The sequence below is a fragment of the Flavobacterium sp. HJSW_4 genome (genome assembly GCF_042436695.1).
Lineage (GTDB): Bacteria > Bacteroidota > Bacteroidia > Flavobacteriales > Flavobacteriaceae > Flavobacterium.
This window is the reverse complement of the sequence record NZ_JBHNPP010000043.1, coordinates 1-22,260: the sequence shown is the minus strand read 5'-3', so window position 1 is coordinate 22,260 and position 22,260 is coordinate 1. Positions and strand designations below refer to the sequence as shown.

Below are 22,260 nucleotides of genomic sequence, written 5' to 3'. Positions count from 1 at the left end.
AATTAATTAAATTTACGTGTGGGAAATAAAAATCGAAACTATTTATCTATTACCGCTAGAAGCTGTGATTTTTCCTAATTGTAATCTAAAATCTGGTTTTTTTGGATTGAAGATATCAATGAATGTTTCTTTGTTGTCACTTTTTGAGTAAACGTTAAAGAAAACACTGTTTCCATACCAGCTTTCTAAATCTTCATTGTTAGCATTGTACTCTGTAAAGATGTTTCCATTACATAAGTTGAAGTACATTTCCTCAAATTTGATTTTTTTAAGGTTGGCATCATTGATTTCAGTTTTGCTGTCTAATAATACTGCAGGGCTGAATCCAGAGATTACACTTCTTTTCATTTCAAGAGAAGCATTTTCAGCTACATAAATAGCCTCTTTTACTAAACCTGCTTGAATGTCAGCGTTAATGTTTTCACTGTCATTAACCATTGTAATATTACTTGCAACAACTAAAGTTTGTTTTTTAGTGAAATCTGTTTCACTTTTCTTCTCGAAAGATCTAACTTCCATACAACGAGATCCGTCTTTAGTACTTGAGAAGTAAGAAGATCTAACTGCTAGAGAGTTGAAGAAACGACATTGAACTCCTTGAGTGAATTTAAAGTCGTCATTAACTGATTTATAAGAAACGAATTTTGTAGCATTTAAGTCACCACCTAAGATTCCGAAAGAATCTCCACCAGCGTAACTTACCATAATGTTTTCAAGAACAGTTTTGTTTCCAACAGCTGCAAGAGTCAAACCATTGAAAGTATCTGCACCTTTTACTTTTTTACCAGCGAACTCAATTCTTACGAATCTTAAAACTCCAGAGTTTGAAGCTACGTTGTCTCCACCGTAAGTAGTCATAGAAGGATCAAGATCTAGGTTATAAGAACCTACATTTCCGAATTTGTTAATTGGTGCATCTCCAAGGATTACGATTCCACCCCAATCTCCAGCTTTTTTCATGCTGCGGTTTGAAGTAAATACGATTGGATCTGTTTCTAAACCATCAGCAACTAATTGTGCACCTTTAGTAACTACCAATGTTCCTTTTGTTTCGAAATCACCAATAATTACTGTTCCTGGTTCAATAGTTAAAACAGCATTGTTTGTAACATATACGTTTCCTTGTAAAACGTAAACATTTCTTTTTAGCAACTTAGTGTTAACAGAAATGTTTCCTGCTAAAATTTGGTTTGCTTCTCCATAGTCAACTTTATTAGGCTTAAACTCGGTCCAATTGTTTAACCAATTGGTGTAGCCCATAATTCCTTTCTCTTGTTGAGCACTCATACTCGTAACCGTCAAAAGAACGCAGATCAATTGAGTAATTTTTTTCATGATAAGGGGGGTATTACGGTTAATAATAAATTTGGGTATGCGTAAATGAAAAAACTCCTCTCGAGTTTCTGAAAATTTCAGAACACTCGAGAATGAGTTGTTTTTTTATTTTGTTTTTTAAGAAGGCCAAAGCAATTTTTTACTGAAGCTTTCCAAAAAAAGATTTTAAAAAATTACTTTATTACATTTCGTTCAAATCGTTGAACTCGTGTAAAGATTTCAATGTACTTTCGTAGAATAAAATTGCCGCGATTAGATTTCCTTTATCAGAGTAAGGCATCATTTTTCTTTGGAAATCTACTGTAGTATCCAAGAATGTTGTTGTACCTACTGCCTGAGCATCTAAAACTTTTTTGTGTTCAGAATCGTCTGGAATACCTAAATCTGCCATAGTAACACCTGGCTTAGTAACCAAAGCGATGTAAGGGAGAGTTTTAACTAATACTTTGATACGCTCGATGTACAATTCCAAAAGTTCTCCCTTTTGCATACCACTCAATTCTTTTTGATCATGGTATTTACGGATAAGAGCAGTTGTACTAATGATACTTCTTGGTGCGTTTTTAGCTTGTGCTGAAGCAGCCGCAGTAGTTAAGATAAAAAAAGCACTAAATAGAATAATTTTCCCTTTCATAGATTCTTATTTTATAATTGGTTGTTGATAAAAACAAAAATATATAAATTAACTTAAATTACAACTGCAACTCCTTTTTTTTTCAAAAAAAAACCTTAAAAAAACCTTAAAAACCAGTCTTATGTCGAGAAAATGTGCGTTTTAACGTGCTTTTTGTTAAAAATGTTAATTTAAAATCCGTAAGATATTAACTATAAAAAATAAAAAATTGACTCAATAAATAGCCAAAAAAAACATACGTTTGTCGGTTTTTCAAAAAAAATATTAACAAAAACATCTTGATATTTACTAACTTGACAATATTTATTAACAAAATTCTGTCGAAAACGCACCAAAAAAGATTCAGCAAAACGTCCTAAGACTTCGTTGCAAAATTTTAAAATTATGCCTCCGAAATAATCTTATTCGGAAAATTTTTGACTACACATTTTCTTCTATCTTTGCCCAATGCAATTTTCTCAAATTTTAGGTCAAGATTACATCAAAAGCCACTTGATAAAAAGTGCCGCTTCTGGTAGAATTCCTCACGCACAATTATTCGTTGGTCCAGAAGGAAGTGGTACATTAATAACCGCCATTGCTTATGCCCAATATATTTTGTGCAGCAATACTGGCGACGAAAATTCAAACGGAAACGATTCTTGTAATCTAAAGTTTGACAATATATCTCATCCCGATCTCCATTTTATTTACCCGACCGTTACAACCGAAGACGTAAAAACAAAACCGAAGAGTTTAGATTTTATTCAGGATTGGCGCAGTTTCATTCAAGAAATGCCATACGGAGGTTTATTCGATTGGTATAAAATTCTGGGCGTTCAAAACAAACAAGGAGAAATTCGTGTTGAAGATGCGCAGGAAGTTTTAAAATCGCTTTCGCTAAAATCTTATGAGGGCGGTTACAAAATCATGATTATTTGGATGGCTGACAAAATGAATATTGCGGCTTCCAACAAACTCCTGAAACTTTTAGAAGAACCATCAGACAAAACGATGTTTATTCTGATTTCTGAAAACGAAGAAGATATTATACAAACGATCCGTTCGCGATGCCAGGTAATTCACTTTAACGGACTTCCGGAAAAAGTAATCGCCGAAGCTTTGGTTGCTCAAGAAAACATAGATCCGAATCTGGCTAAAAAAATTGCACATCAAGCGCAAGGAAATTTTAGTAAAGCGCTTCATTTGTTAAAAGAAGACGATGACGATCTTCCTTTTGAACAATGGTTTGTTAATTGGGTTCGTGCCGCTTTTAGAGCGAAAGGAAATGCAGCCGCCATTCAGGATTTAATTTCGTGGAGCGAGCAGATTGCTGCGCTGGGACGCGAAAGCCAGAAAAAATTTATTCAGTATTGTATTGAAATGTTCCGTCAAGCTCTTATGCTAAATTATCAAACGCCAAGTTTGGTTTATATTGAACCGAAAGTCGATAAATTCAAATTAGAGAATTTTGCGCCTTTCGTAAACGGAAATAACATTCACGAAATATTTAAGGAACTTTCAGATGCTATGTATCATATTGAAAGAAATGGAAATGCGAAAATAATCCTCACCGATTTATCGATCAAATTGACTCGTTTAATTCATAAAAAATAATTCAAAATGAACAATGTTGCCTCAATTTTACTTTTAGCTTTTCTAGCTTTAACTTTTTTACAATCAGGTTACGAAAAAATTTTTTACTGGAAAGATAATGTGGCTTGGCTGAAAGAACACTTTGCTAAAACTCCATTAAAAAATCAAGTTCCGCTAGCGCTGTTGCATTTACTAATTTTGGAATTAATTTCTGGAATTTTATGTGTTGTTGGAGGAATTCAACTATTCACAAATAACGGAAGAGAATTTGGTTTTTACGGAGCTATCTTTTCATGTATCTGTTTGTTAATGATGCTTTTCGGACAAAGACTTGCAAAAGATTACGATGGTGCGAGAACCATTGTTATATATTTTATACCAGCTGTTATGGCTGTTTATTGGTTGAATTAACCAATACAAATTTTTAAATTTTTAGATAAAAAATGAATCCAAAACATCCTTCAGAATCTCTAACTATTTTAACTGATTTAGTTTTACCGAGCGAAACAAATCCTTTAAACAATCTTTTTGGTGGTGAATTATTAGCCAGAATGGATCGCGCCGCAAGTATTGCTGCCCGCAGACATTCGCGCCGAATTGTGGTAACGGCTTCTGTAAATCACGTTGCTTTCAACAGAGCAATTTCGCTTGGAAGCGTAGTAACTGTAGAGGCAAAAGTTTCAAGATCATTCAAAAGTTCGATGGAAGTTTTTATTGACGTTTGGGTAGAAGACCGTGAATCTGGAAACAGAACAAAAGCCAACGAAGCAATTTACACTTTCGTTGCTGTCGACGACACCGGAAGACCTGTTGAAGTTCCGGCAATTGTACCAGAAACCGAACTTGAAATCCAACGTTTTGATGCTGCGCTTCGTCGCAAACAATTGAGTTTACTACTTGCTGGAAAAATAAAACCTTCTGATGCAACAGAATTAAAGGCCTTATTTTTATAGATCAAATTTGTGACAATTTGGAACAATCAAACTTCAGAAAAAGAAGTAATTTTACAAAATGAAAATGTAAGCTATTAAAATATAGCAGAATTTTCTTATTTTTATCCAGAAAGACAAAATAATAATTTAGATATTAGAAAAAAATGAGTTCAGACAAAGAAGCCAAATTAAAAGCGCTACAATTAACGCTTGATAAACTTGACAAAACCTACGGAAAAGGAACCGTAATGAAAATGGGCGACAGAGCCATTGTAGAAGTAGAAACGATTTCTTCTGGCTCACTAGGTGTTGACTTAGCTCTTGGTGTAAACGGATATCCAAAAGGAAGAATTATAGAAATATACGGTCCAGAATCTTCTGGAAAAACAACTTTGACGCTTCACGCTATTGCAGAAGCTCAAAAAGCAGGTGGTATCGCTGCCTTTATCGATGCGGAGCACGCATTTGATAGAAATTATGCTGAAAAATTAAATGTTGATATTGAGAACTTAATCATTTCTCAGCCAGACAACGGGGAGCAAGCTTTAGAAATTGCTGAAAACTTAATCCGCTCTGGAGCTATCGATATTGTTGTAATTGACTCTGTTGCAGCTTTAACTCCAAAAAGTGAAATTGAAGGTGAAATGGGAGATTCTAAAATGGGTCTTCACGCACGTTTGATGTCTCAGGCTTTGAGAAAACTTACTGGAACTATCAGTAAAACAAATTGTACGGTTTTCTTTATCAACCAGCTACGTGAAAAAATTGGTGTAATGTTCGGAAATCCAGAAACTACAACTGGAGGTAACGCACTTAAATTTTACGCTTCTGTACGTTTAGATATTCGTCGTTCTGCTCAAATAAAAGACGGTGAAAACGTAATCGGAAATAGAACTAAAGTAAAAATCGTTAAAAACAAAGTGGCACCGCCTTTTAAAACTGCTGAATTCGACATTATGTACGGAGAAGGTGTTTCTAAAACTGGTGAAATCTTAGACTTAGCTGTTGAATTTGATATCGTTAAAAAAGCAGGATCTTGGTTCAGCTATGGTGATACAAAATTAGGTCAAGGTCGTGATGCTGTTAAAACTTTAATCAAAGATAATCCAGAACTAGCTGAAGAACTGGAAATTAAAATTAAAGATCACATTAAAGAATTAGCTAATGCTAATTAATAAGTCATAAAAAGACTATTAAAAAGCCGAGAAGATTTTAGAATCTCTCGGCTTTTTTTGTTTTCAAAAAATAAAATGAAATTTTGACGCAACCTTTTTGCCAAACCTCCATCTATTAAAAAAAACAGTTTACAATTGGTACTGCCATATATCAATTTGGATTTTTTTTAGAATTTACATTGGTTGGTTATTTGAGTAAAAACCCGTCAGCTTCTTCATCTGACGGGTTTTATCAAATTTTTTAAATTTTGACGCAACCATTTTAAATTTCCTATATCTATAATAATGTGACATTAACTTGAGTTTATAAACTAAACTCTTTATTATCAACCATTAATATTTTGAATCATGAAAGAAAAAATGGAATTGTTGTACAGTAAAAACCGAAGAAAAACCAAATTAAGATTTAAAAAAGTATTGCGTTTTATTTCAGAAAAGATAATTCACAGATAATAACTTTTGAATAAAAATAGGGGGTTTTTAATTCAAAGAAAAGCCGGTAGATCTAATCAGTCTACCGGCTTTTGTATTTTACATAATGTTTTTATAGTTATTTCTTAAAATCAACTAAACCATTGTAAATCATAGTTCTTACTTGATCTCTCAATTCTTTTCTGTTATCGCTAGTCAAACCTTCTGTTTCTACGAATGGTAAAATTCGTGCACGCATTTTTCCTGGACTTCCGCTCAAGAATGTATATGAAAAACGTTCCTTGCTATCTGGATAAACAATTGGCACAATCGGAATTTGGTGATCGATCGCCAATCTGAATGCACCGTCTTTAAACTCATCTAACAAAATACTCTCGTCATCTGGAACTCCCCCTTCAGGAAAAATACAAATACTTAAACCTTGATTTAACCTACTTTGAGCTCTTTTAAAAACTTCATTTTTGCTTTTAGACGAACTTCTGTCAACCAGAATACAGGTTCTTTTATAGAAAAATCCAAAAAGCGGAATCTTCACCAATTCCTTCTTTCCAACAAAAACGAAAGGATTTTTAATTAAAGCCAATGTAAGCATGATATCGGTCATCGAGGTATGATTAGCCACTATCATGTAACTTTTGCCTTTAATGAGCTTCTGATCGCGTTTTACGGTATAATAAAAGCCCATTCCGAAAAGGATAAATTTGGACCAAATTCGAGCCATTTTAAAAAAATAAGGGTAACCTTTCTCCGAAATAATAGAAATCAATAGAAATGGCAGCATAATTAATATTGGAATTGCCATCAAAATGTAAAACCAAATACGCCAAAGAATCCAAAAAGCAATTTTAAGTATTTTCATAGTTTCAAATGTAAGAAAGAGAAATCAATTCTTTTCAAATAATTTTTTATCTGATGTTTTTAAATACTATACGAATATTTTATTACGCAGAAGTCGCAGAGTTTTTCGCAAAGATTGCTAAGAATTTTTTGAGAAAATGCTTTAAATGAGTTCGCAAAGTTTTTAACACGCTTTCTTAAAAGCATTTCTTTCTTTTTAAAACTTTACGAATCCGGTTAAAAATTAATTATTTCATACGAAATTCTGCGTTAAAATTTAAAAACAATTTGATATTTAATTGTTTGTTAAAAATTACATGTGATTTTGGGTAAAATCTTTACCCACTTTGCCGTTAAAAAAAACATTCCGACATTTGCAATTCAGAAAAAAACGAGAATGGCAAAAATACTTACTGGTGTTCAAAGTACAGGAACACCGCATTTAGGAAATTTATTAGGAGCAATTATTCCGGCAATCGAGTTATCAAACGATCCAACAAATGAATCTTTTTTGTTTATTGCCGATTTGCATTCAATCACTCAAATTAAAGACGGAAAGACTTTAAGAGAAAACACTTATAGCACTGCGGCAGCGTGGCTTGCTTGTGGTCTAAATCCTGAAAAAGTTACTTTCTACAGACAATCTGATGTGGTTCAAACTACAGAATTGACTTGGTATTTAAGCTGTTTTTTTCCATTTCAAAGATTGACATTAGCACATTCTTTCAAAGATAAAGCAGATCGTTTAGACGATGTTAACGCTGGACTTTTTACATACCCAATGTTAATGGCCGCAGATATTTTATTGTATGATGCTGAATTTGTTCCTGTTGGAAAAGATCAGTTGCAACATTTAGAAATTACTCGCGACGTTGCGGCTCGTTTCAACCACCAAATGGGCGAAACTTTTGTTCTTCCTGAAGCAAAAATTCAAGAAAACATCATGCTGATTCCCGGAACAAACGGAGGAAAAATGAGTAAATCTGCTAACAACATCATCAATATTTTCTTGGATGATAAGACATTACGCAAGCAAGTTATGAGTATTGAAACGGATAGTACTCCGCTTGAAGATCCAAAAAATCCAGATACTTGTAATGCTTTTGCAATTTATTCTTTGTTAGGAACAGAAGAGCAAATCGCAGAAATGAGAGCCAATTATTTAGGCGGAAATTATGGTTACGGACATGCGAAACAAGCTTTGTTTGAATTAATTACAGAAAAATTCAAAACAGAAAGAGAGAAGTATAACTACTACATCAACAACCTTGAAGAAGTAGATGCTTTATTGAAAAAAGGCGCTTCAAAAGCTTCTATAATTGCTGATGGAGTTTTAGCGAAAGTTAGAGAGGTTTTAGGCTTTCAAAAATAATATACATTTCAAACGCGACAAATTTGAATTTGTCGCGTTTTTTATTTCACAACATTTTTAAAATCCTTCTTAAAGATTTCGTAGTTTTCTTTATAACTTCGTCCAATTGGAATAGTAAAACTGTCAATCATTATTTCGGCATTTCCAAAAGCTTTTACATCTTTCAAATTGACTAAAAAAGAACGGTGAACACGCAAAAATCCTTTAGATTCTAAAGAAGTTTCAAGATCACTAATTTTATATTTTGCAACAATCGGTTTTCCTTCTTTTAAAACTACTTTCACATCATTACCTTGACTTTCAACAAATAAAATCATTTTCAATAAAATTTTATATTGAAGTCCTTTTGATTTAAGCATTATGAAATCTTCTTCTTCTTTTTCAAACTCAGGATTTTTCCGTAAAACTCGCTCTACAGCCTTAAAAAAGCGTTCAAAAATAATTGGTTTAAGAATATAATCTACTGCTTCTAGTTCAAAACCTTCAATAGCAAACTCTCTATACGCCGTTGTAAAAATCGTTTTAGGTTTATTTTGTAGTGACTTTAGAAAATCAATTCCGTTTAAATTTGGCATTTGAATATCTAAAAAAACCAAATCCACTTGCCTTGACTTTATCAATTTATAAGCTTCCAATGCATTACTGGCAGTTCCAACCAAACGCAAGTCATCGATTTTAGAAATATGATTTTCTAAAAGCTTTACTGCGAGCGGTTCATCATCAACAATTATACAATCAATTTTCATTTGCTGGAACAATTATTTCTACACTAAAAAGGTTATTTTCATTTTGAATAATGCAGGAAGCTCGGTCACCATAAATGATCTCTAATTGTTCTTGAATAATTTTTAAACCTAATCCTGAATCTTCTATATTTTCTTTTGGAATAAAAGAATTCTCAATTCTAAAAGTTGATTTTTCTAAGTCCGTTTCAACAGAGATAGCAATATAAATTTCTCCTAAAATATTGCCTGCACCATGTTTAAAAGCATTTTCAACTAAAGATAAAAACAATAGCGGAGGCACCAGATTTTGAGAACCAATTTTTTCCTCTATTTTTAATTGCAATCTCTCATCATATCTTATTTTTTCCAACTCAATATAATCATTTATCACCTTCATTTCATCATCAATTTTTATCAATTTAATTTGGCCTTTGTAAAGAATATAATCCAATATGTTTGAGAGGCGACTAATAGATTCTGATGTTTTTTCGGGATCAATAATAGACAACGAATAAATATTATTAAGTGTATTGAATAAAAAATGTGGTTTTAACTGCGTTTTTAGCGCTTTTAATTCAAGTTCTGCCTTTTGTCTAAGTAACTCTGTAGAAAATTGTTTTTCGTTTCTTAAATCAAGCATAAACATAACCGAAACAAAAATAAATGATGCCGAAATAATTGGAATCATGTAGTAACAAAAAAGATAATTAAGATCTGTTAAAATACTTAAAAGATCATCCTGAGGCACGTTGATAAAAAAAGGTTCGGCGATATAGATCGTAAAAATTCTGTTTAAGACCGATATGACATACAAACTCAAAACAAAAGAAAAAGCGAATAAAAAATATTGCTTTTTATAGAACATCTTTTTTATCAGAATATAATAAATAAAATTTGCGCCAAAAATTTGAAATATCAAATGACAGAAATCATAAGGCGTAATCCTCGAAAACATTGGGTGTTTGTATTCTGCATAAATTTGGGCTTCTCCAATTAAAAATAATGCTGTCCATAAAAACAACTGAAAAACAAGAACTTGTCTGAAACTATTTTTTGAGCTCATTTGTATCATAGTTCAAAAATAAAAAATAAGAAACTATAATTTATTTCCAATTGATGAACAACCTAAATTGATGACGAACAACAAAAAAAGCACTTCAAATACAATTTTAAGTTGTTTGTCAATAAAATTTTGTCATCTGAATAATGCCTTTAAAACTTCAAAAAATCTGGATCATATTTGCCGAAAAAACGAATGAAAACTGTTTCTGAAAAATTTAACGGACTTGATCATCTTCGAGCTTTAGCCATTTTAATGGTTTTGATATATCATTATCGAATGTTTTCCCATCCTGAATGGGTAGACATTTATGGAAGATTTGGATGGATGGGTGTAGATCTATTTTTTGTTCTTAGCGGATTTCTAATCTCAAGACAACTTTTTGAGGAAATTAAAAAAAGGAGGAAAATCAATGTTAAATCATTTTATATCAAGCGTTTCTTCAGAATAATTCCACCATATGCAGTGGTATTAATTTTATACTTTTCATTTCCTGTTTTTAGAGAAAGAGAAGCATTACCTGCTTTATGGAAATTTATAACTTTTACTCAAAACATTGGACTTAATTTAATGACTTCAGGAACTTTCTCTCATGCTTGGTCATTGTGCATAGAAGAACAATTTTATCTTTTATTTCCTTTAATTCTTCTACTATTTCTGAGATTTAAAGATTTGAACTATTTAGTCTTTTTTCTCTTTTTTCTGCTGTTTATTTCTATCATAACGAGGTTTTTTACATGGCAGTATTTTATAACTCCAAACCTTGATTCTCCGTATTTTTTTAAAATTTGGTATATGGAAATTTACTATCCAACTTATACAAGATTGGACGCACTTGCTGTTGGAATATTGATTGCTTATTGCTACGAATTTTCTTTTTCAATTAGAAATTTTATCGATTCAAACGGTAATGCATTATTACTAACAGGACTCATCATGATCGGATTTTCATTATGGATTTGTAATAATCAAACTTCAGAATTGGCTTCTATTATCGGTTTTACTGTTGTGGCTTTTACTTTTGGTTTGATCGTGATGTCTGCCATTTCAAAATCATCTGTTTTATATAACTTAAAATCAAGTTGGTCGACTCAAATCGCAGCACTTTCCTACTCTGTATATCTTTCGCATAAAGGAATCATTCATTTGACTCAATTATTTTTAGAAAAATTAAATATTGATGCAGAAAACAACTTCGCGCTAATGATAAGCTTTATATCTTGCATCACAACTGGATTTATTTTCAAATATTTAATCGAAAAACCTTCAGTCAAAATCAAAACTTATTTATTTAAAAAAAATCTTGTTAATTCTTGATTTATTTTTGTAACTTCAAGTATATTAATTACTTAAAACAAAAAAGATGGATAAGTATATTGAAGACTACAATGTTCCACCCTACTTATTTCAAATCCTGAATATAGTTTTTGGCTTATTGCTGATTTATATTTTATACCGATTGTATAGGCATTTCACCAAAAAATAAATAAATAAGATTTTCTGCGTTAAATTGACTCAAAAAGTTTTCCCGGAAGTGGCCTTATAACGCCTTTTAGCTCCATTCCTATCAGAATTCCAGAGAGTTTAAAAATTGGTATTTCACATTCAATAGCAATGAGGTCTAATAATTCCTTTCCGTTTTTCTGGAGAAAATCGTAAATCTTTTGTTCTTCAGATTCCAACTCAACAAAAAGCTGTTTCTGAATGTTTTTGGGTTTTTCTTTAATATCCCAATTCAGCATATAAATTAAATCGGCTGCACTTGTCAACACGTTTGCTTTCTGAGTTTTAATTAAATTATTACATCCTTGACTGTACTTATCGGTCACTCTTCCAGGCACTGCAAAAACATCTCGATTGTACTCGTTGGCCATATTTGCAGTTATTAACGATCCGCCTTTATCGGCAGATTCAATGACAATTGTAGCTTCGGTCATTCCAGCAACGATGCGATTTCGGCGAACAAATTTCTCTTTATCCGGATTTGAATCACTCCAAAATTCGGTTATAAATCCACCATTATCTTCCATTTTTGCCATGTACTTTTTATGCGTTCGAGGATAAATCTGATTCAGTCCGTGAGCCAAAACTCCGATAGTTTGCAAGTTATGATCCATCGCGGCTTGATGTGCTACAATATCAACACCATAAGCAAATCCGCTCACAATTACAGGATCTAAGGGAGCCAAATCTTCAATCAGTTTTTTACAGAAATCTATTCCGTAAGAAGTAATTTGTCTGGTGCCAACAATGCTAATTATTTTTTTGTTTTTAAGATCGATATTTCCTGCAGTAAAAAGTAAAATTGGAGCATCAAAACAATGTTTAAGGCGTTCTGGATAACTTTCATCCTGAAAAAAAGAAACCTGAATATTATTGTTTTTAATGAAAGAAAGTTCGCGATCGGCTTTTTCAAAAATAGTCTTATCCTTCAAATTCTTCAATAGAACAGACCCAATGCCATCAACGGCAGCCAACTGAGAATTTTTAGCTTTAAAAATATCCGAAGGACATCCAAAAGAATGCAATAATTTTTTGCCTAAAACATCACCCACTCCATCAACTTTCAATAAGGCAAGTAAACTAAATAAATCCTGATCGGTCATATTTTAAAAACATTATGTAAAATAGAAAAAATATTTTTACTTTTTCGATGCGCAAATATCATTAAAACAAAGTAATTTCTTAATAAAATTGAAGTATATTTTTTAATCGTCAGAGAAATCAACAAAAACAAAAGCGTTAAACAATTGAAAACGAATTATCTAAAAATAATTCTCAATTGTTAATAAAAATTGTGAATAAAATTTTGATAACTATACGTGATGCATAACTTTGTTACTATGAAAATCGAAGTATATATCTCACAGTTATTGTATCGTTATCAGTGTGTAACGGTTCCAGGATTTGGTGCATTTTTAACCGAAACTCATTCGGCGCAGCTAAATGAAAGCACTAATTCGTTTTTTCCTCCAAAAAAGACCATTTCTTTCAACAGTCGTATCAAAAATAACGACGGATTGTTAGCAAATCATATCGCTCAAGCTGAAAAAACATCTTACGGTTTTGCCGTTAGCGCAATTGCTTTTGAGATTTTGAATTGGAAAAAAACGTTGGAAGAAGGAGGCGTAATCCTTTTCAAAAATATTGGAGAATTGCGTTTAAATTCTGAGAGTAACATTATTTTCAAACCAAACGATCAGACAAATTATCTAGCAACTTCTTTTGGCTTAAGCCCTTTCGTTTCTCCAATGGTGAAAAAAGAGGAATTCGAGAAAAAAATCGAAAAGATTGCAGCAAAAGAAAAAGATGCCGTTTTATTATATGAAAATGATGAAGAAAGCAAATCTTCAAATCCGTTCTTGCGTTATGCTGCAATTTTAGTTTTGGGACTTGGAATTACAGGAAGCATCGGTTATCCTTTATACCAAAATCAAATTGATAATCAAACACTTGTTGTAGAAAAAGCGGTTCAGAAAAAAGTGCAGAACAAAATTCAAGAAGCTACTTTTTTTATCAAAAGTCCGCTTCCGGCTGTAACTCTTTCTGTAGATTCTGTTGCCGTTGAAACTGAAGAACCAACAATGCCTTATCACATTATGGCAGGTGCTTTTAGAAGTGAACAAAATGCAAAAAAGGCTTATGACCAATTAATTAAAGATGGTTTCAAAGCTAGAATGTTGAAAGAAAACAAACACGGTTTATTTCCTGTTTTGTACGGAAGTTATGCTACAATGAAAGAAGCTGAACAAGCTCAAAAAGAAATACAAAAAGGCGAAAATCCACAAGCTTGGATTCTGGTCGAAAATCTATAAAACACTTTTAATCCTGTTCGAATGAGCAGGATTTTTTTTGGCATTTTGTGAAAGAATCAAATCCAACTTAACCCTGAATATTTCTTTCAGCACTTACAGGTTTCACGAGAAACATTCTTATCGAAAAATCTCTTAACTTTCGAAAACAAAAACAATTACATGAAATTCTTCAAAAGGAATAAAAAATCAAGTGAGAACAATTTTGAAAACTTCCCTGCAATTGGCGGTCTAATGGTTTCGAAAATGATTGTTGATCAAAACATTAAACCGCGTTTTCTATATCGTGAAAAACGGACTCGTCCCGAAGATAGCGGCTGGCGAATTTTTACAGGTTTTGAATCTGAAGAATACACTGATGATCCTAATAATGCCGGAATATATAACCCGTCAACAATTCTAAAAATTGATCCTTCGCTGGAAAATATTTTATTGAAAGGGATTGGTTCTGTTTATGAAAGAACTAATCACAACTCGGATTGGTACAAAGTCACTGATTTTGATTTGGAAGATGATTTCATGATAACTCACCGTTTAACAGAAGAATGGTCAATTGAGATTAATAATCTTTTCGAAAAAACAATTGAAGAGGACGGAACTCTATATTATACAACTGGAGATAAGTCTATTAGAATCTCAATTTGGAATTCTGATCTAAGCAAAGAAGCCCTTTTTGAAGAATATAAAAAAGAGGTTGAAAATCGAGATCAGACAAAATCTAAAACATTGCAACGATTCGAATTTTCTGATTCTGAAGTTTCTAGAATTGGCTATTTAATTGAAGAAACCGATGGAGACAAAACTTATAATCTGATTTTTGGTTTTTCCATCATAGCTCAAGAAGTAATGCAGACCGCATTTTATTTTGATGAGAAAAGCGATTTAGAATGGGCACTTTCTACTTGGGAACATATTAGTTTCAAGGGTTAAAATTTTGTAAATAAAAATGTTCCACGTAAAACCGTTTTTTTAAATAAGCAATCTTGGCCGTTTAATAAAAAAGCCCGATTCCTAACGAATCGGGCTTTTTGTTTATCGTGAAACAATTTTTGCATCTTGAGATAAAATTTCTTTTCCAGACTGATAAACCGTCAAAACTGCTGGCGGAGAATCTTTTTCACCCAAAACAATAAAATAGCATCTGTATTTGAAATTGCCTTTTTTAAATTCGTAGTAATGATTTCCTCCAGTTCCGTCTGCAACAAAAACGCCTTTTTCAATTACAAGATCTGGAGTTTCGGTCATTTTCTGTTTGATTGACCATGAAGTATAACGATAATTATCATTTCCTAAATCGTCAATTCTAATTCTGAATTTTGAAGTTTCAAGAATTGCAACTGGTTCTTTAAAATTTGAAATTGAAGCATTTACACTTTTTTTCTGGTTCGCTATTAATTCGTTTTTCAATTTCAGTTCTTCCTCAGATTCATTATTGATACTGATAATTCTTCCGTCAATATCAATCCACATATCACCTTGATTCAACATGATGCCGCGCCACCCTACTTCCGACCAATCTTTTGCAGGATCAGATTTAACTATTTTTTCGATCAAAAATTTATCAAAAATTTGATTATATCTTTTTACAAAATCTGCTTTATCTTTTACCGAAGGAATTGGATAAACACGTTTGAATGGAAATTTTATACGTTTTGCAATTGCTTCTTTATCGCTTGCTTTCACTTCAAGAATAAATTTCGAAATGAACTTTTGATATTCTGGTTTCAAGTCTTGCGCATTCAAAAACGGAGAACTAAAAACCAAAATTGTTAGCAACATTTTAAATGTTTTCATATCAAAAATAATTTAATGCATTAGTAATTAGAATTTTGAAAAACAGAAAACAGTGTTTCACGTGGGACGTCCAAAAATCTAATTAATGCTCGCTTTGAACATTTTTAGTTCATCCCAAGTAAATTCATCTCCATATTTTTCTTTCAAAGGACTCAAAGATTCTTCTTGATAAAATTGGAATGCTTCTCTCAAAGCCAAAATTTTATCGTACGGCAAAACATCGGTGATTTCGATTTTTTTGGACTGAATCAATCTTACTAAATGACCTTCGATTGTTTGTACAGTCAATTTACGCATTCTTGCAATATCTTCAACCGAATTTTTTTCCAGCCATAAATCTAACGTTTCTTCAACTGTCGTTTTTTTAGCCGTTTTAAGCTCGTTTTTCTCTGTCTTAGTTGATTTGTATCGAACAACAGGTTCTTCGGTCCTAAAAATGTCTGTATTTGTCGTTTTAAGCTCTTCGCGAATCCTTTCTGCTTTGTTGCTTTTGTAATTTTTAATATTTGGCGACGTCAGCTTTTCTTTGCTGATTTCTTCGCCAGCGACAACAACTTCAATCAATAACTTGGCTTTCATCAATCGCAAAACGGCTTTTGTCTGAAGATCTTCCAAAAAGTTAAGCTCTTCGTAGAATTCTTTTACCTTTTTAAATTTTTGGATCTCAGCCATTTTGTAAATCAGATCATCAACCAATTTGTCCATCGCTTTGAAAAAATAATCATAGGCCGCATCTACCCTTTCTTTCACGAAAAACAAATCGACTGTTTCTTTAATGAAAATTTTATTGAGCTGCGCAATGAATTTCTGCGAAGGATCTAAAAGCTGTTCGATGATTTCCATTCGTTTATGCGCCCAAACCGCATGTTTCGTTTTTTCAGAACCGGCGGCATTTTCGTTATAACTAAAACGATGATTTCGCCATTCTTGTGCTAATTCTCCCCAATTGAAACTGTTTATCAAATAGTTGTGAATAAAATTTTTGGTTTCGAAGTGAAGTGCCTTCTCCAAAGTTTCCTCTGTCGCTCTGTTCAAAGCGTAATCCATCACATCTTGATCGTTGGAAATACCATTCATCTGCATCGGAGAAAGCAAAATAAGCCCGTCTAACGAACGCAAACGCGAAAGTGCTACATAGGCTTGCCCAGGTAGAAAAACTTGCGATACATCGAGCGCTGCTTTATCAAAAGTTAAACCTTGGCTTTTGTGCACTGTAATCGCCCACGCCAACTTGATCGGATAATGCGCAAAGGTTCCCAAAACTTCTTCTTCGATATCTTTTGTTTGTTCGTTGACTTTGTATCGGATATTTTTCCATTCGTACTTTTCAACTTCAAGTGTCATGTTTTCTTCTGGAAAATGAACAAAGATTTCTTCGTCTGAAAGTGATTTTATTACTCCCATTTTTCCGTTGAAATATCTTTTCTCAAAAGACAAGTCGTTTTTGACAAACATGATTTGCGCGCCGACTTTCAATTTTAATTCTTCTTCGACAGGAAAGATCTTTTCGGGAAAGTCTCCGACTACAAACGGTGTATAAACGTATTCTTTACCATCTAAATCATTGATTGACTGTGAGTTGATAGAATCTGCTTTAGCATTATGCGTTGTCAGCGTGATGTAGCCTTTGTTCTCTTTGAAATCAAAATCTGGCTTAACATACTGATTTAGAATAGTTATGTCTTCTGGAGTGATCTGATTATTTCGAAGATTGTTCAAAACCGAAATAAAAGCATCGTCTGTCTGGCGGTAGATTTTTGACAATTCGATATAAATCGGCGGATACGTTTGAAGCACGTGAGAATGGAAAAAGAATTTCCCGCGGTAATAGTTTTTCAGCGTTCGCCATTCCTCATCACGAATAACCGGCGGCAACTGTAGCAAGTCACCAATGAACAAAACTTGAACTCCGCCAAAAGGATGTGTGTTTCTTCGAACGGTCTGCATCATGAAATCGACCGCGTCCAACAAATCGGCACGCATCATACTGACTTCATCAATCACAAGAAGTTCCATGTTCTTGATTACATTTCGCTTGACGTTATTCATTTTGAAATGGCGGCGAAGCGATTCTTTGTTTTCAAATTTTACCGTTTCTGTAAATTGCGCACTCACATCGTACGACGGAATGAACGCAGAAAACGGAAGTTGAAACATCGAGTGAATAGTTACACCACCCGCATTCAAAGCCGCGATTCCCGTTGGCGCAACGACCACAGTATTTTTATGAGTCGTTGCTATAATTTCGCGTAAAAGCGTAGTTTTTCCTGTACCTGCTTTTCCCGTAAGGAAAATAGATTTTTGGGTCTGATTGATGAATTGTAAAGTGTAAGCTGCCGCTTCTGAAACGTTCTGCATTGGGCTTGTATTAAAAACTAAAATTACCGCATTTTTATAAAAAGAAAAAACCTAAATCGCAGTGGATTTAGGTTTTCAGTAATTTAGTTAGTTTGGTAGTTTTATTTTTTAGCTTCGCCTTCTTTTGCTTCAGCTGCTGGTTTTGCATCTGTTTTTGGCTCTGCTTTATATTTATCATTTAAAGCTTTGATAATTTCTTTAGTGATATCGTATTTCTCTTCAGCATACAAAATTGTAGCAGCATCTCCAGTTCCGTAGATGTAAGAGTAACCGTTTTTCTTTCCGTAGTCTTTAATGAATTTTTTAACTCCACTAACAAGAGAATCCATTTCAACACCACTTTCTTGTTGCAATTGTTGTGCTAATGCTTGTTGTGCATAACCTAATTGCTGCTCTCTTTTTTGCAATTCAGCTCCTCTTTGCTGTGCCCAAGCTTGACCGTTTGCTTGTGCTTGACTTTGAAAATTAGCAGCGTCTTGTTTAAAACGTGAAATCTCAGCTTGTAATTGTCTACCTTTTTCTTCCGCTTGAGCTTTGTACTTTGCCTCTAAATCTTTTGCCTCAGTGTATTCTTTCATCAAAACCGAAGTATCCACGTAAGCTGTTTTTACTTCCTTTACCTCTGCTGTTTTGTTACAAGAAACTGCGAAAACTGAAAGTGCGATAATAACTAATGCTTTTTTCATTTTTTTTAAATTCTATTTTTTTAAGTATTGAAGACAAAAATATAAAAAAATCAATAGCATCAGCATAAAGTTTAAAAAATGCGCAAATTTTATGATATTGTTTTTATTTATCGAAAAAATAATAGCAATAATTCAACTTTATAGCAAATAAATGGCTGTTTTTTGAAACTTTTTCAAATCAAAAAAGCTATTTCCTCTTGTTTTGAAGAAATAGCTTTTTGATTGATTATTTTGAGTTCTATTTATTTTTTAGAACGTAAATATGCGATGAATATTCTTTTGTGCTTTTCGCTTTCCAATTTGATTTTAAACCAATGAAAAAAGCTTTGATGTAATTCATTTTTCCTGTTTTGTATTTTTCAGACAAAAGGCTCACATAAAACGAATCGAACTTCATTGGAAGTATCTTTTCTAATTTCATGTCTACTCTTTCAAAAAGTAATTGAATCGATTTTTTTGAAAAATGCCAAAAGTGAATCGGCACATCATAAGCGGCCCAAAAAGTTTGATAATGATTTGCATCAAACGATTTGTAGTTCGGAACCGCAATAATTAATGTTCCAGTTGGTTTTAATAAACGCTTCAATTCTTTGATTTGATTTTCTAAATCTGGCACATGTTCCAAAACATGCCACATCGTAATAACATCCAAAGAATGATTTTCTAAAGCGCTAATTTCTTCAACAAATGAAATTCCTTTTTGCTTTGCAATATTTTTTGCTCGATCGCTAGGTTCTACTCCAATTGTCTCCCAACCGTCATTTTTTGCAGTTAAAAGAAAATCTCCAGTTCCAGCACCAATATCTAGAATTTTACCTTTTTGCGGTTGCTGGCTATTGATTAAATTCAATTTATTTTGAAGCGCAATATTTTTTACGAAATGGTATGCTTTTTCAAATAACGAACGTTTGTTGTCTGTATGCGAAATATAATCTTCGCTTTCGTAATATCTTCCCAAATTTTGAAGTTCGGGTTGTGGAGAAGTAATTAGCATATCTAATTCTTCATCATAATACAAATCAAAAATTTCTTTTGAAACAGAATGGTCTTTAACCGTAAGAAAATGTTTTTTGTTTAAAACGTTCATTTTTTAATTTTATAGATATTGGGTTTAATTTATAGCAAATCCTAAAAACGAAATTTTATCGTTTTTAGAATTTTTTGTTTTTAATTCTTCTTTATCTTTCTTTTTGATCTTTTTCTGAATTATGATAATTCCAACATAATTAACTTCTACTTTTTCAAATTTCAGACAATTTGTTTATTCTTTAAATTCTATTTTTTTTCACACTTAAAACGATTAAAAACGATAATTATTTTTTGTAAATATCATTACTATTTCACCAAAAGGTTTCACGTGGAACAAATAGTTTTTATTAAAAAGTTTTCAATTTTAGGTTAATGTTTCACGTGGAACCTGAAATTGAAAACAAAATTATCTTCCCATATAAATCAAAAGTACGGAAATATCACTTGGTGATACCCCGCTGATTCTTGAAGCTTGAGAAATGGTTACAGGACGAATCTTGCTCAATTTCTGTTTTGCTTCAATCGACATTGATTTTATTTTATTATAATCGAAATTGTCTGGAATTTTTACTTCTTCCAAACGATTCAACTTATCTGCATTATTTCTTTCCTTTTCGATATATCCAGAATATTTCACCTGAATTACGGCTTGCTCTACAATTTCTTCGTCAAGTTCGTTTTCTTCGATATAAGCTGAAACTTTTTCAAATTTCAACATATCTTCTAATTCAATTTGTGGACGAGAAAAAATCTTGAACATTTTATCTCCTTGCGAAATTGGTGCTGATTCTTTCGCTTCCAAAATCGGATTTGTTTCTGCAACACTTACACTCGTTTCTTTAAAGAACGAAACCATCTTTTCAGATTCGTTTAATTTCTTTTCCATTCTTCTTAAACGAGCTTCAGAAGCTAAACCAATTTCGTATGACATTGGAGTCAATCTGAAATCGGCATTATCTTGACGCAACAATGTTCTGTATTCTGCTCTTGATGTAAACATACGATATGGTTCTTCCGTTCCTTTCGTAATCAAATCATCAATTAGAACTCCGATGTATGCTTCATCACGTTTTAAAATTAATGGATCTTTTTCGTGAACTTTCAAGTGTGCATTTATTCCAGCCATCAAACCTTGAGAAGCTGCTTCTTCATATCCTGTTGTTCCGTTAATTTGTCCAGCGAAATATAATCCTTCAACTAACTTAGTTTCTAAAGTATGTTTCAATTGAGTTGGTGGAAAGAAATCATATTCTATAGCATAACCAGGTCTAAAGAATTTTACATTCTCAAAACCTGCTACCGAACGAAGTGCTTTAAATTGGATATCTTCTGGAAGTGAAGTTGAAAATCCGTTCACATAAACTTCGCAAGTATTCCATCCTTCTGGCTCAACAAATAATTGGTGACGTTCTTTATCTGCAAAACGATTTATTTTATCTTCAATCGAAGGACAGTATCTTGGTCCTAAACTTTTGATTCTTCCATTGAACATTGGAGAACGATCAAAACCTTCTCTTAAAATATCATGAACATTCAATGACGTGTATGTCATGTAACAAGAACGTTGATGCGTTAACGGAGAAGTCACATCTGAATAAGAAAATTTATCTGGCTTAGCATCTCCTTTTTCTTCGTTCATTTTAGAATAATCTAAAGAACGTCCATCTACTCGAGGTGGCGTTCCTGTTTTCATTCTTCCAGCTTCAAAACCTGCTTTGATCAAATCTTCGGTAATTCCGGTTGCAGCACTTTCTCCTGCTCTACCACCTCCGAATTGTTTTTCTCCAATATGAATTAAACCATTCAAAAAAGTGCCATTTGTCAAAACCACAGATTTGGAACGAATCTCCACACCAAGTGAAGTTCTAATTCCTTTTATCTTTCCGTTTTCAATAATTAGCCCTTTTACCATTTCTTGGTAAAAATCTAAATTTGGAGTTCCCTCCAACATCATTCTCCATTCTTCTGCAAAACGCATTCTGTCACTTTGAACTCTCGGTGACCACATAGCAGGTCCTTTTGATTTGTTCAGCATTTTGAATTGGATCGCAGTCTTATCAGAAACTATTCCTGAATATCCACCAAGGGCATCTATTTCACGAACGATCTGTCCTTTTGCAATTCCTCCCATCGCAGGATTACAAGACATCTGTGCTATGTTTTGCAAACTCATTGTAACCAATAAAGTTTTCGATCCTAAATTTGCAGCCGCAGCCGCAGCTTCAGAACCAGCATGGCCTGCACCAACCACAATTACATCATATTCTTCTAAAAACATTTTGTTTTATTATTCTCCAAAAACCGCTAACGCGGTTTCTAGAATTACATTTATATTTTCTTTGTTCCACGTGGAACGTATATTTTTTTTTGTTTCAGGTTTGGAGTTTTATGTTTCAAGTTCAAACTAGAATCCTCAAACTGGAATCCTCAAACTGGAATCTTCAAACTGGAATCTTCAAACTGGAATCTTCAAACTGGAATCTTCAAACTGGAATCTTCAAACT

At 32.9% G+C, this 22,260-nt stretch carries 19 protein-coding genes; 8 read left to right on the top strand and 11 right to left on the bottom strand.

Features of this window, described 5'->3' with window-relative positions:
- Positions 1-42 precede the first annotated feature (42 nt).
- Both ACE01P_RS22695 and ACE01P_RS22690 read right to left on the bottom strand, forming a co-directional pair.
- Positions 43-1,335 (bottom strand): hypothetical protein, encoded by a 1,293-nt coding sequence (locus tag ACE01P_RS22695; RefSeq protein WP_379701349.1) that lies wholly within the window; start codon positions 1,333-1,335, stop codon positions 43-45.
- Between the two features lie 181 nt (positions 1,336-1,516).
- Entirely contained in the window at positions 1,517-1,969 is a 453-nt protein-coding gene (locus ACE01P_RS22690; RefSeq protein WP_379701348.1) for a hypothetical protein, read from the bottom strand.
- Between the two features lie 447 nt (positions 1,970-2,416).
- On the opposite strand from ACE01P_RS22690, the gene ACE01P_RS22685 reads away from it, so the two are divergent.
- The 4 genes from ACE01P_RS22685 (at position 2,417) to recA (ending at position 5,651) form a co-directional block, all read left to right on the top strand.
- Positions 2,417-3,565 (top strand): ATP-binding protein, encoded by a 1,149-nt coding sequence (locus ACE01P_RS22685; protein WP_379701347.1) that lies wholly within the window; start codon positions 2,417-2,419, stop codon positions 3,563-3,565.
- Between the two features lie 6 nt (positions 3,566-3,571).
- Positions 3,572-3,955 carry a DoxX family protein gene (locus ACE01P_RS22680; RefSeq protein WP_095930182.1) on the top strand — a complete coding sequence of 128 codons (384 nt, stop codon included), beginning with the start codon at positions 3,572-3,574 and terminating at the stop codon, positions 3,953-3,955.
- A gap of 32 nt (positions 3,956-3,987) precedes the next feature.
- Entirely contained in the window at positions 3,988-4,497 is a 510-nt protein-coding gene (locus ACE01P_RS22675) for an acyl-CoA thioesterase (RefSeq protein WP_111284243.1), read from the top strand.
- A gap of 143 nt (positions 4,498-4,640) precedes the next feature.
- Positions 4,641-5,651, top strand: a complete 1,011-nt coding sequence (gene recA / locus ACE01P_RS22670) for a recombinase RecA (RefSeq protein WP_379701346.1) — start codon at positions 4,641-4,643, stop codon at positions 5,649-5,651.
- Between the two features lie 550 nt (positions 5,652-6,201).
- On the opposite strand, the gene ACE01P_RS22665 is transcribed toward recA, so the two are convergent.
- A complete protein-coding gene (locus ACE01P_RS22665) occupies positions 6,202-6,942 on the bottom strand; it encodes a lysophospholipid acyltransferase family protein (RefSeq protein WP_379701345.1) in 741 nt (246 codons plus the stop codon).
- A gap of 375 nt (positions 6,943-7,317) precedes the next feature.
- On the opposite strand from ACE01P_RS22665, the gene trpS reads away from it, so the two are divergent.
- Positions 7,318-8,292 (top strand): tryptophan--tRNA ligase, encoded by a 975-nt coding sequence (gene trpS / locus ACE01P_RS22660; protein ID WP_379701344.1) that lies wholly within the window; start codon positions 7,318-7,320, stop codon positions 8,290-8,292.
- A gap of 41 nt (positions 8,293-8,333) precedes the next feature.
- Here trpS and ACE01P_RS22655 read toward each other — a convergent pair whose 3' ends face one another.
- Positions 8,334-9,038, bottom strand: a complete 705-nt coding sequence (locus ACE01P_RS22655; protein ID WP_379701343.1) for a LytR/AlgR family response regulator transcription factor — start codon at positions 9,036-9,038, stop codon at positions 8,334-8,336.
- Positions 9,028-9,705, bottom strand: a complete 678-nt coding sequence (locus ACE01P_RS22650; RefSeq protein ID WP_379701342.1) for a sensor histidine kinase — start codon at positions 9,703-9,705, stop codon at positions 9,028-9,030. Before ACE01P_RS22650 ends, ACE01P_RS22655 begins: the two co-directional genes overlap by 11 nt.
- A 567-nt stretch (positions 9,706-10,272) precedes the next feature.
- Here ACE01P_RS22650 and ACE01P_RS22645 point away from each other — a divergent pair.
- Positions 10,273-11,394, top strand: coding sequence for an acyltransferase family protein (locus ACE01P_RS22645; protein WP_379701341.1), 1,122 nt, complete (start codon positions 10,273-10,275; stop codon positions 11,392-11,394).
- A 188-nt stretch (positions 11,395-11,582) separates the two neighbouring features.
- Here ACE01P_RS22645 and dprA read toward each other — a convergent pair whose 3' ends face one another.
- Positions 11,583-12,683, bottom strand: a complete 1,101-nt coding sequence (dprA, locus tag ACE01P_RS22640) for a DNA-processing protein DprA (protein WP_379701340.1) — start codon at positions 12,681-12,683, stop codon at positions 11,583-11,585.
- A 237-nt stretch (positions 12,684-12,920) separates the two neighbouring features.
- On the opposite strand from dprA, the gene ACE01P_RS22635 reads away from it, so the two are divergent.
- Both ACE01P_RS22635 and ACE01P_RS22630 read left to right on the top strand, forming a co-directional pair.
- On the top strand, positions 12,921-13,892 hold the full coding sequence (locus ACE01P_RS22635; protein ID WP_379701338.1) for an SPOR domain-containing protein: 972 nt from the start codon (positions 12,921-12,923) through the stop codon (positions 13,890-13,892).
- 159 nt (positions 13,893-14,051) lie between these two features.
- Complete coding sequence (locus ACE01P_RS22630) at positions 14,052-14,819, top strand: DUF2185 domain-containing protein (protein WP_379701336.1); 768 nt, start codon at positions 14,052-14,054, stop codon at positions 14,817-14,819.
- Positions 14,820-14,921: 102 nt separating this feature from the next.
- Here the strand turns inward: ACE01P_RS22630 and ACE01P_RS22625 are convergent, their stop codons facing one another.
- The 5 genes from ACE01P_RS22625 to mnmG all read right to left on the bottom strand — a co-directional run bounded on the left by ACE01P_RS22625 (position 14,922) and on the right by mnmG (position 22,034).
- The gene (locus ACE01P_RS22625; RefSeq protein ID WP_379701335.1) at positions 14,922-15,683 is read right to left on the bottom strand and encodes a hypothetical protein; all 762 of its coding nucleotides are present in this window, start codon (positions 15,681-15,683) and stop codon (positions 14,922-14,924) included.
- A gap of 78 nt (positions 15,684-15,761) precedes the next feature.
- Entirely contained in the window at positions 15,762-18,041 is a 2,280-nt protein-coding gene (locus ACE01P_RS22620; protein ID WP_379701334.1) for a helix-turn-helix domain-containing protein, read from the bottom strand.
- A 101-nt stretch (positions 18,042-18,142) separates the two neighbouring features.
- Entirely contained in the window at positions 18,143-18,727 is a 585-nt protein-coding gene (locus ACE01P_RS22615; RefSeq protein WP_248728807.1) for an OmpH family outer membrane protein, read from the bottom strand.
- A gap of 238 nt (positions 18,728-18,965) precedes the next feature.
- Complete coding sequence (locus ACE01P_RS22610) at positions 18,966-19,814, bottom strand: class I SAM-dependent methyltransferase (protein WP_379701330.1); 849 nt, start codon at positions 19,812-19,814, stop codon at positions 18,966-18,968.
- Positions 19,815-20,162: 348 nt separating this feature from the next.
- Positions 20,163-22,034 (bottom strand): tRNA uridine-5-carboxymethylaminomethyl(34) synthesis enzyme MnmG, encoded by a 1,872-nt coding sequence (gene mnmG / locus ACE01P_RS22605; protein ID WP_379701329.1) that lies wholly within the window; start codon positions 22,032-22,034, stop codon positions 20,163-20,165.
- Between the last annotated feature and the right edge of the window lie 226 nt (positions 22,035-22,260).

Bases quoted from the DNA above. Each gene is read 5' to 3' on its own strand.
- ACE01P_RS22695 (WP_379701349.1), bottom strand. From the start codon at position 1,335: ATGAAAAAAATTACTCAATTGATCTGCGTTCTTTTGACGGTTACGAGT.
- ACE01P_RS22690 (WP_379701348.1), bottom strand. From the start codon at position 1,969: ATGAAAGGGAAAATTATTCTATTTAGTGCTTTTTTTATCTTAACTACT.
- ACE01P_RS22685 (WP_379701347.1), top strand. From the start codon at position 2,417: ATGCAATTTTCTCAAATTTTAGGTCAAGATTACATCAAAAGCCACTTG.
- ACE01P_RS22680 (WP_095930182.1), top strand. From the start codon at position 3,572: ATGAACAATGTTGCCTCAATTTTACTTTTAGCTTTTCTAGCTTTAACT.
- ACE01P_RS22675 (WP_111284243.1), top strand. From the start codon at position 3,988: ATGAATCCAAAACATCCTTCAGAATCTCTAACTATTTTAACTGATTTA.
- recA (WP_379701346.1), top strand. From the start codon at position 4,641: ATGAGTTCAGACAAAGAAGCCAAATTAAAAGCGCTACAATTAACGCTT.
- ACE01P_RS22665 (WP_379701345.1), bottom strand. From the start codon at position 6,942: ATGAAAATACTTAAAATTGCTTTTTGGATTCTTTGGCGTATTTGGTTT.
- trpS (WP_379701344.1), top strand. From the start codon at position 7,318: ATGGCAAAAATACTTACTGGTGTTCAAAGTACAGGAACACCGCATTTA.
- ACE01P_RS22655 (WP_379701343.1), bottom strand. From the start codon at position 9,038: ATGAAAATTGATTGTATAATTGTTGATGATGAACCGCTCGCAGTAAAG.
- ACE01P_RS22650 (WP_379701342.1), bottom strand. From the start codon at position 9,705: ATGATTCCAATTATTTCGGCATCATTTATTTTTGTTTCGGTTATGTTT.
- ACE01P_RS22645 (WP_379701341.1), top strand. From the start codon at position 10,273: ATGAAAACTGTTTCTGAAAAATTTAACGGACTTGATCATCTTCGAGCT.
- dprA (WP_379701340.1), bottom strand. From the start codon at position 12,683: ATGACCGATCAGGATTTATTTAGTTTACTTGCCTTATTGAAAGTTGAT.
- ACE01P_RS22635 (WP_379701338.1), top strand. From the start codon at position 12,921: ATGAAAATCGAAGTATATATCTCACAGTTATTGTATCGTTATCAGTGT.
- ACE01P_RS22630 (WP_379701336.1), top strand. From the start codon at position 14,052: ATGAAATTCTTCAAAAGGAATAAAAAATCAAGTGAGAACAATTTTGAA.
- ACE01P_RS22625 (WP_379701335.1), bottom strand. From the start codon at position 15,683: ATGAAAACATTTAAAATGTTGCTAACAATTTTGGTTTTTAGTTCTCCG.
- ACE01P_RS22620 (WP_379701334.1), bottom strand. From the start codon at position 18,041: ATGCAGAACGTTTCAGAAGCGGCAGCTTACACTTTACAATTCATCAAT.
- ACE01P_RS22615 (WP_248728807.1), bottom strand. From the start codon at position 18,727: ATGAAAAAAGCATTAGTTATTATCGCACTTTCAGTTTTCGCAGTTTCT.
- ACE01P_RS22610 (WP_379701330.1), bottom strand. From the start codon at position 19,814: ATGAACGTTTTAAACAAAAAACATTTTCTTACGGTTAAAGACCATTCT.
- mnmG (WP_379701329.1), bottom strand. From the start codon at position 22,034: ATGTTTTTAGAAGAATATGATGTAATTGTGGTTGGTGCAGGCCATGCT.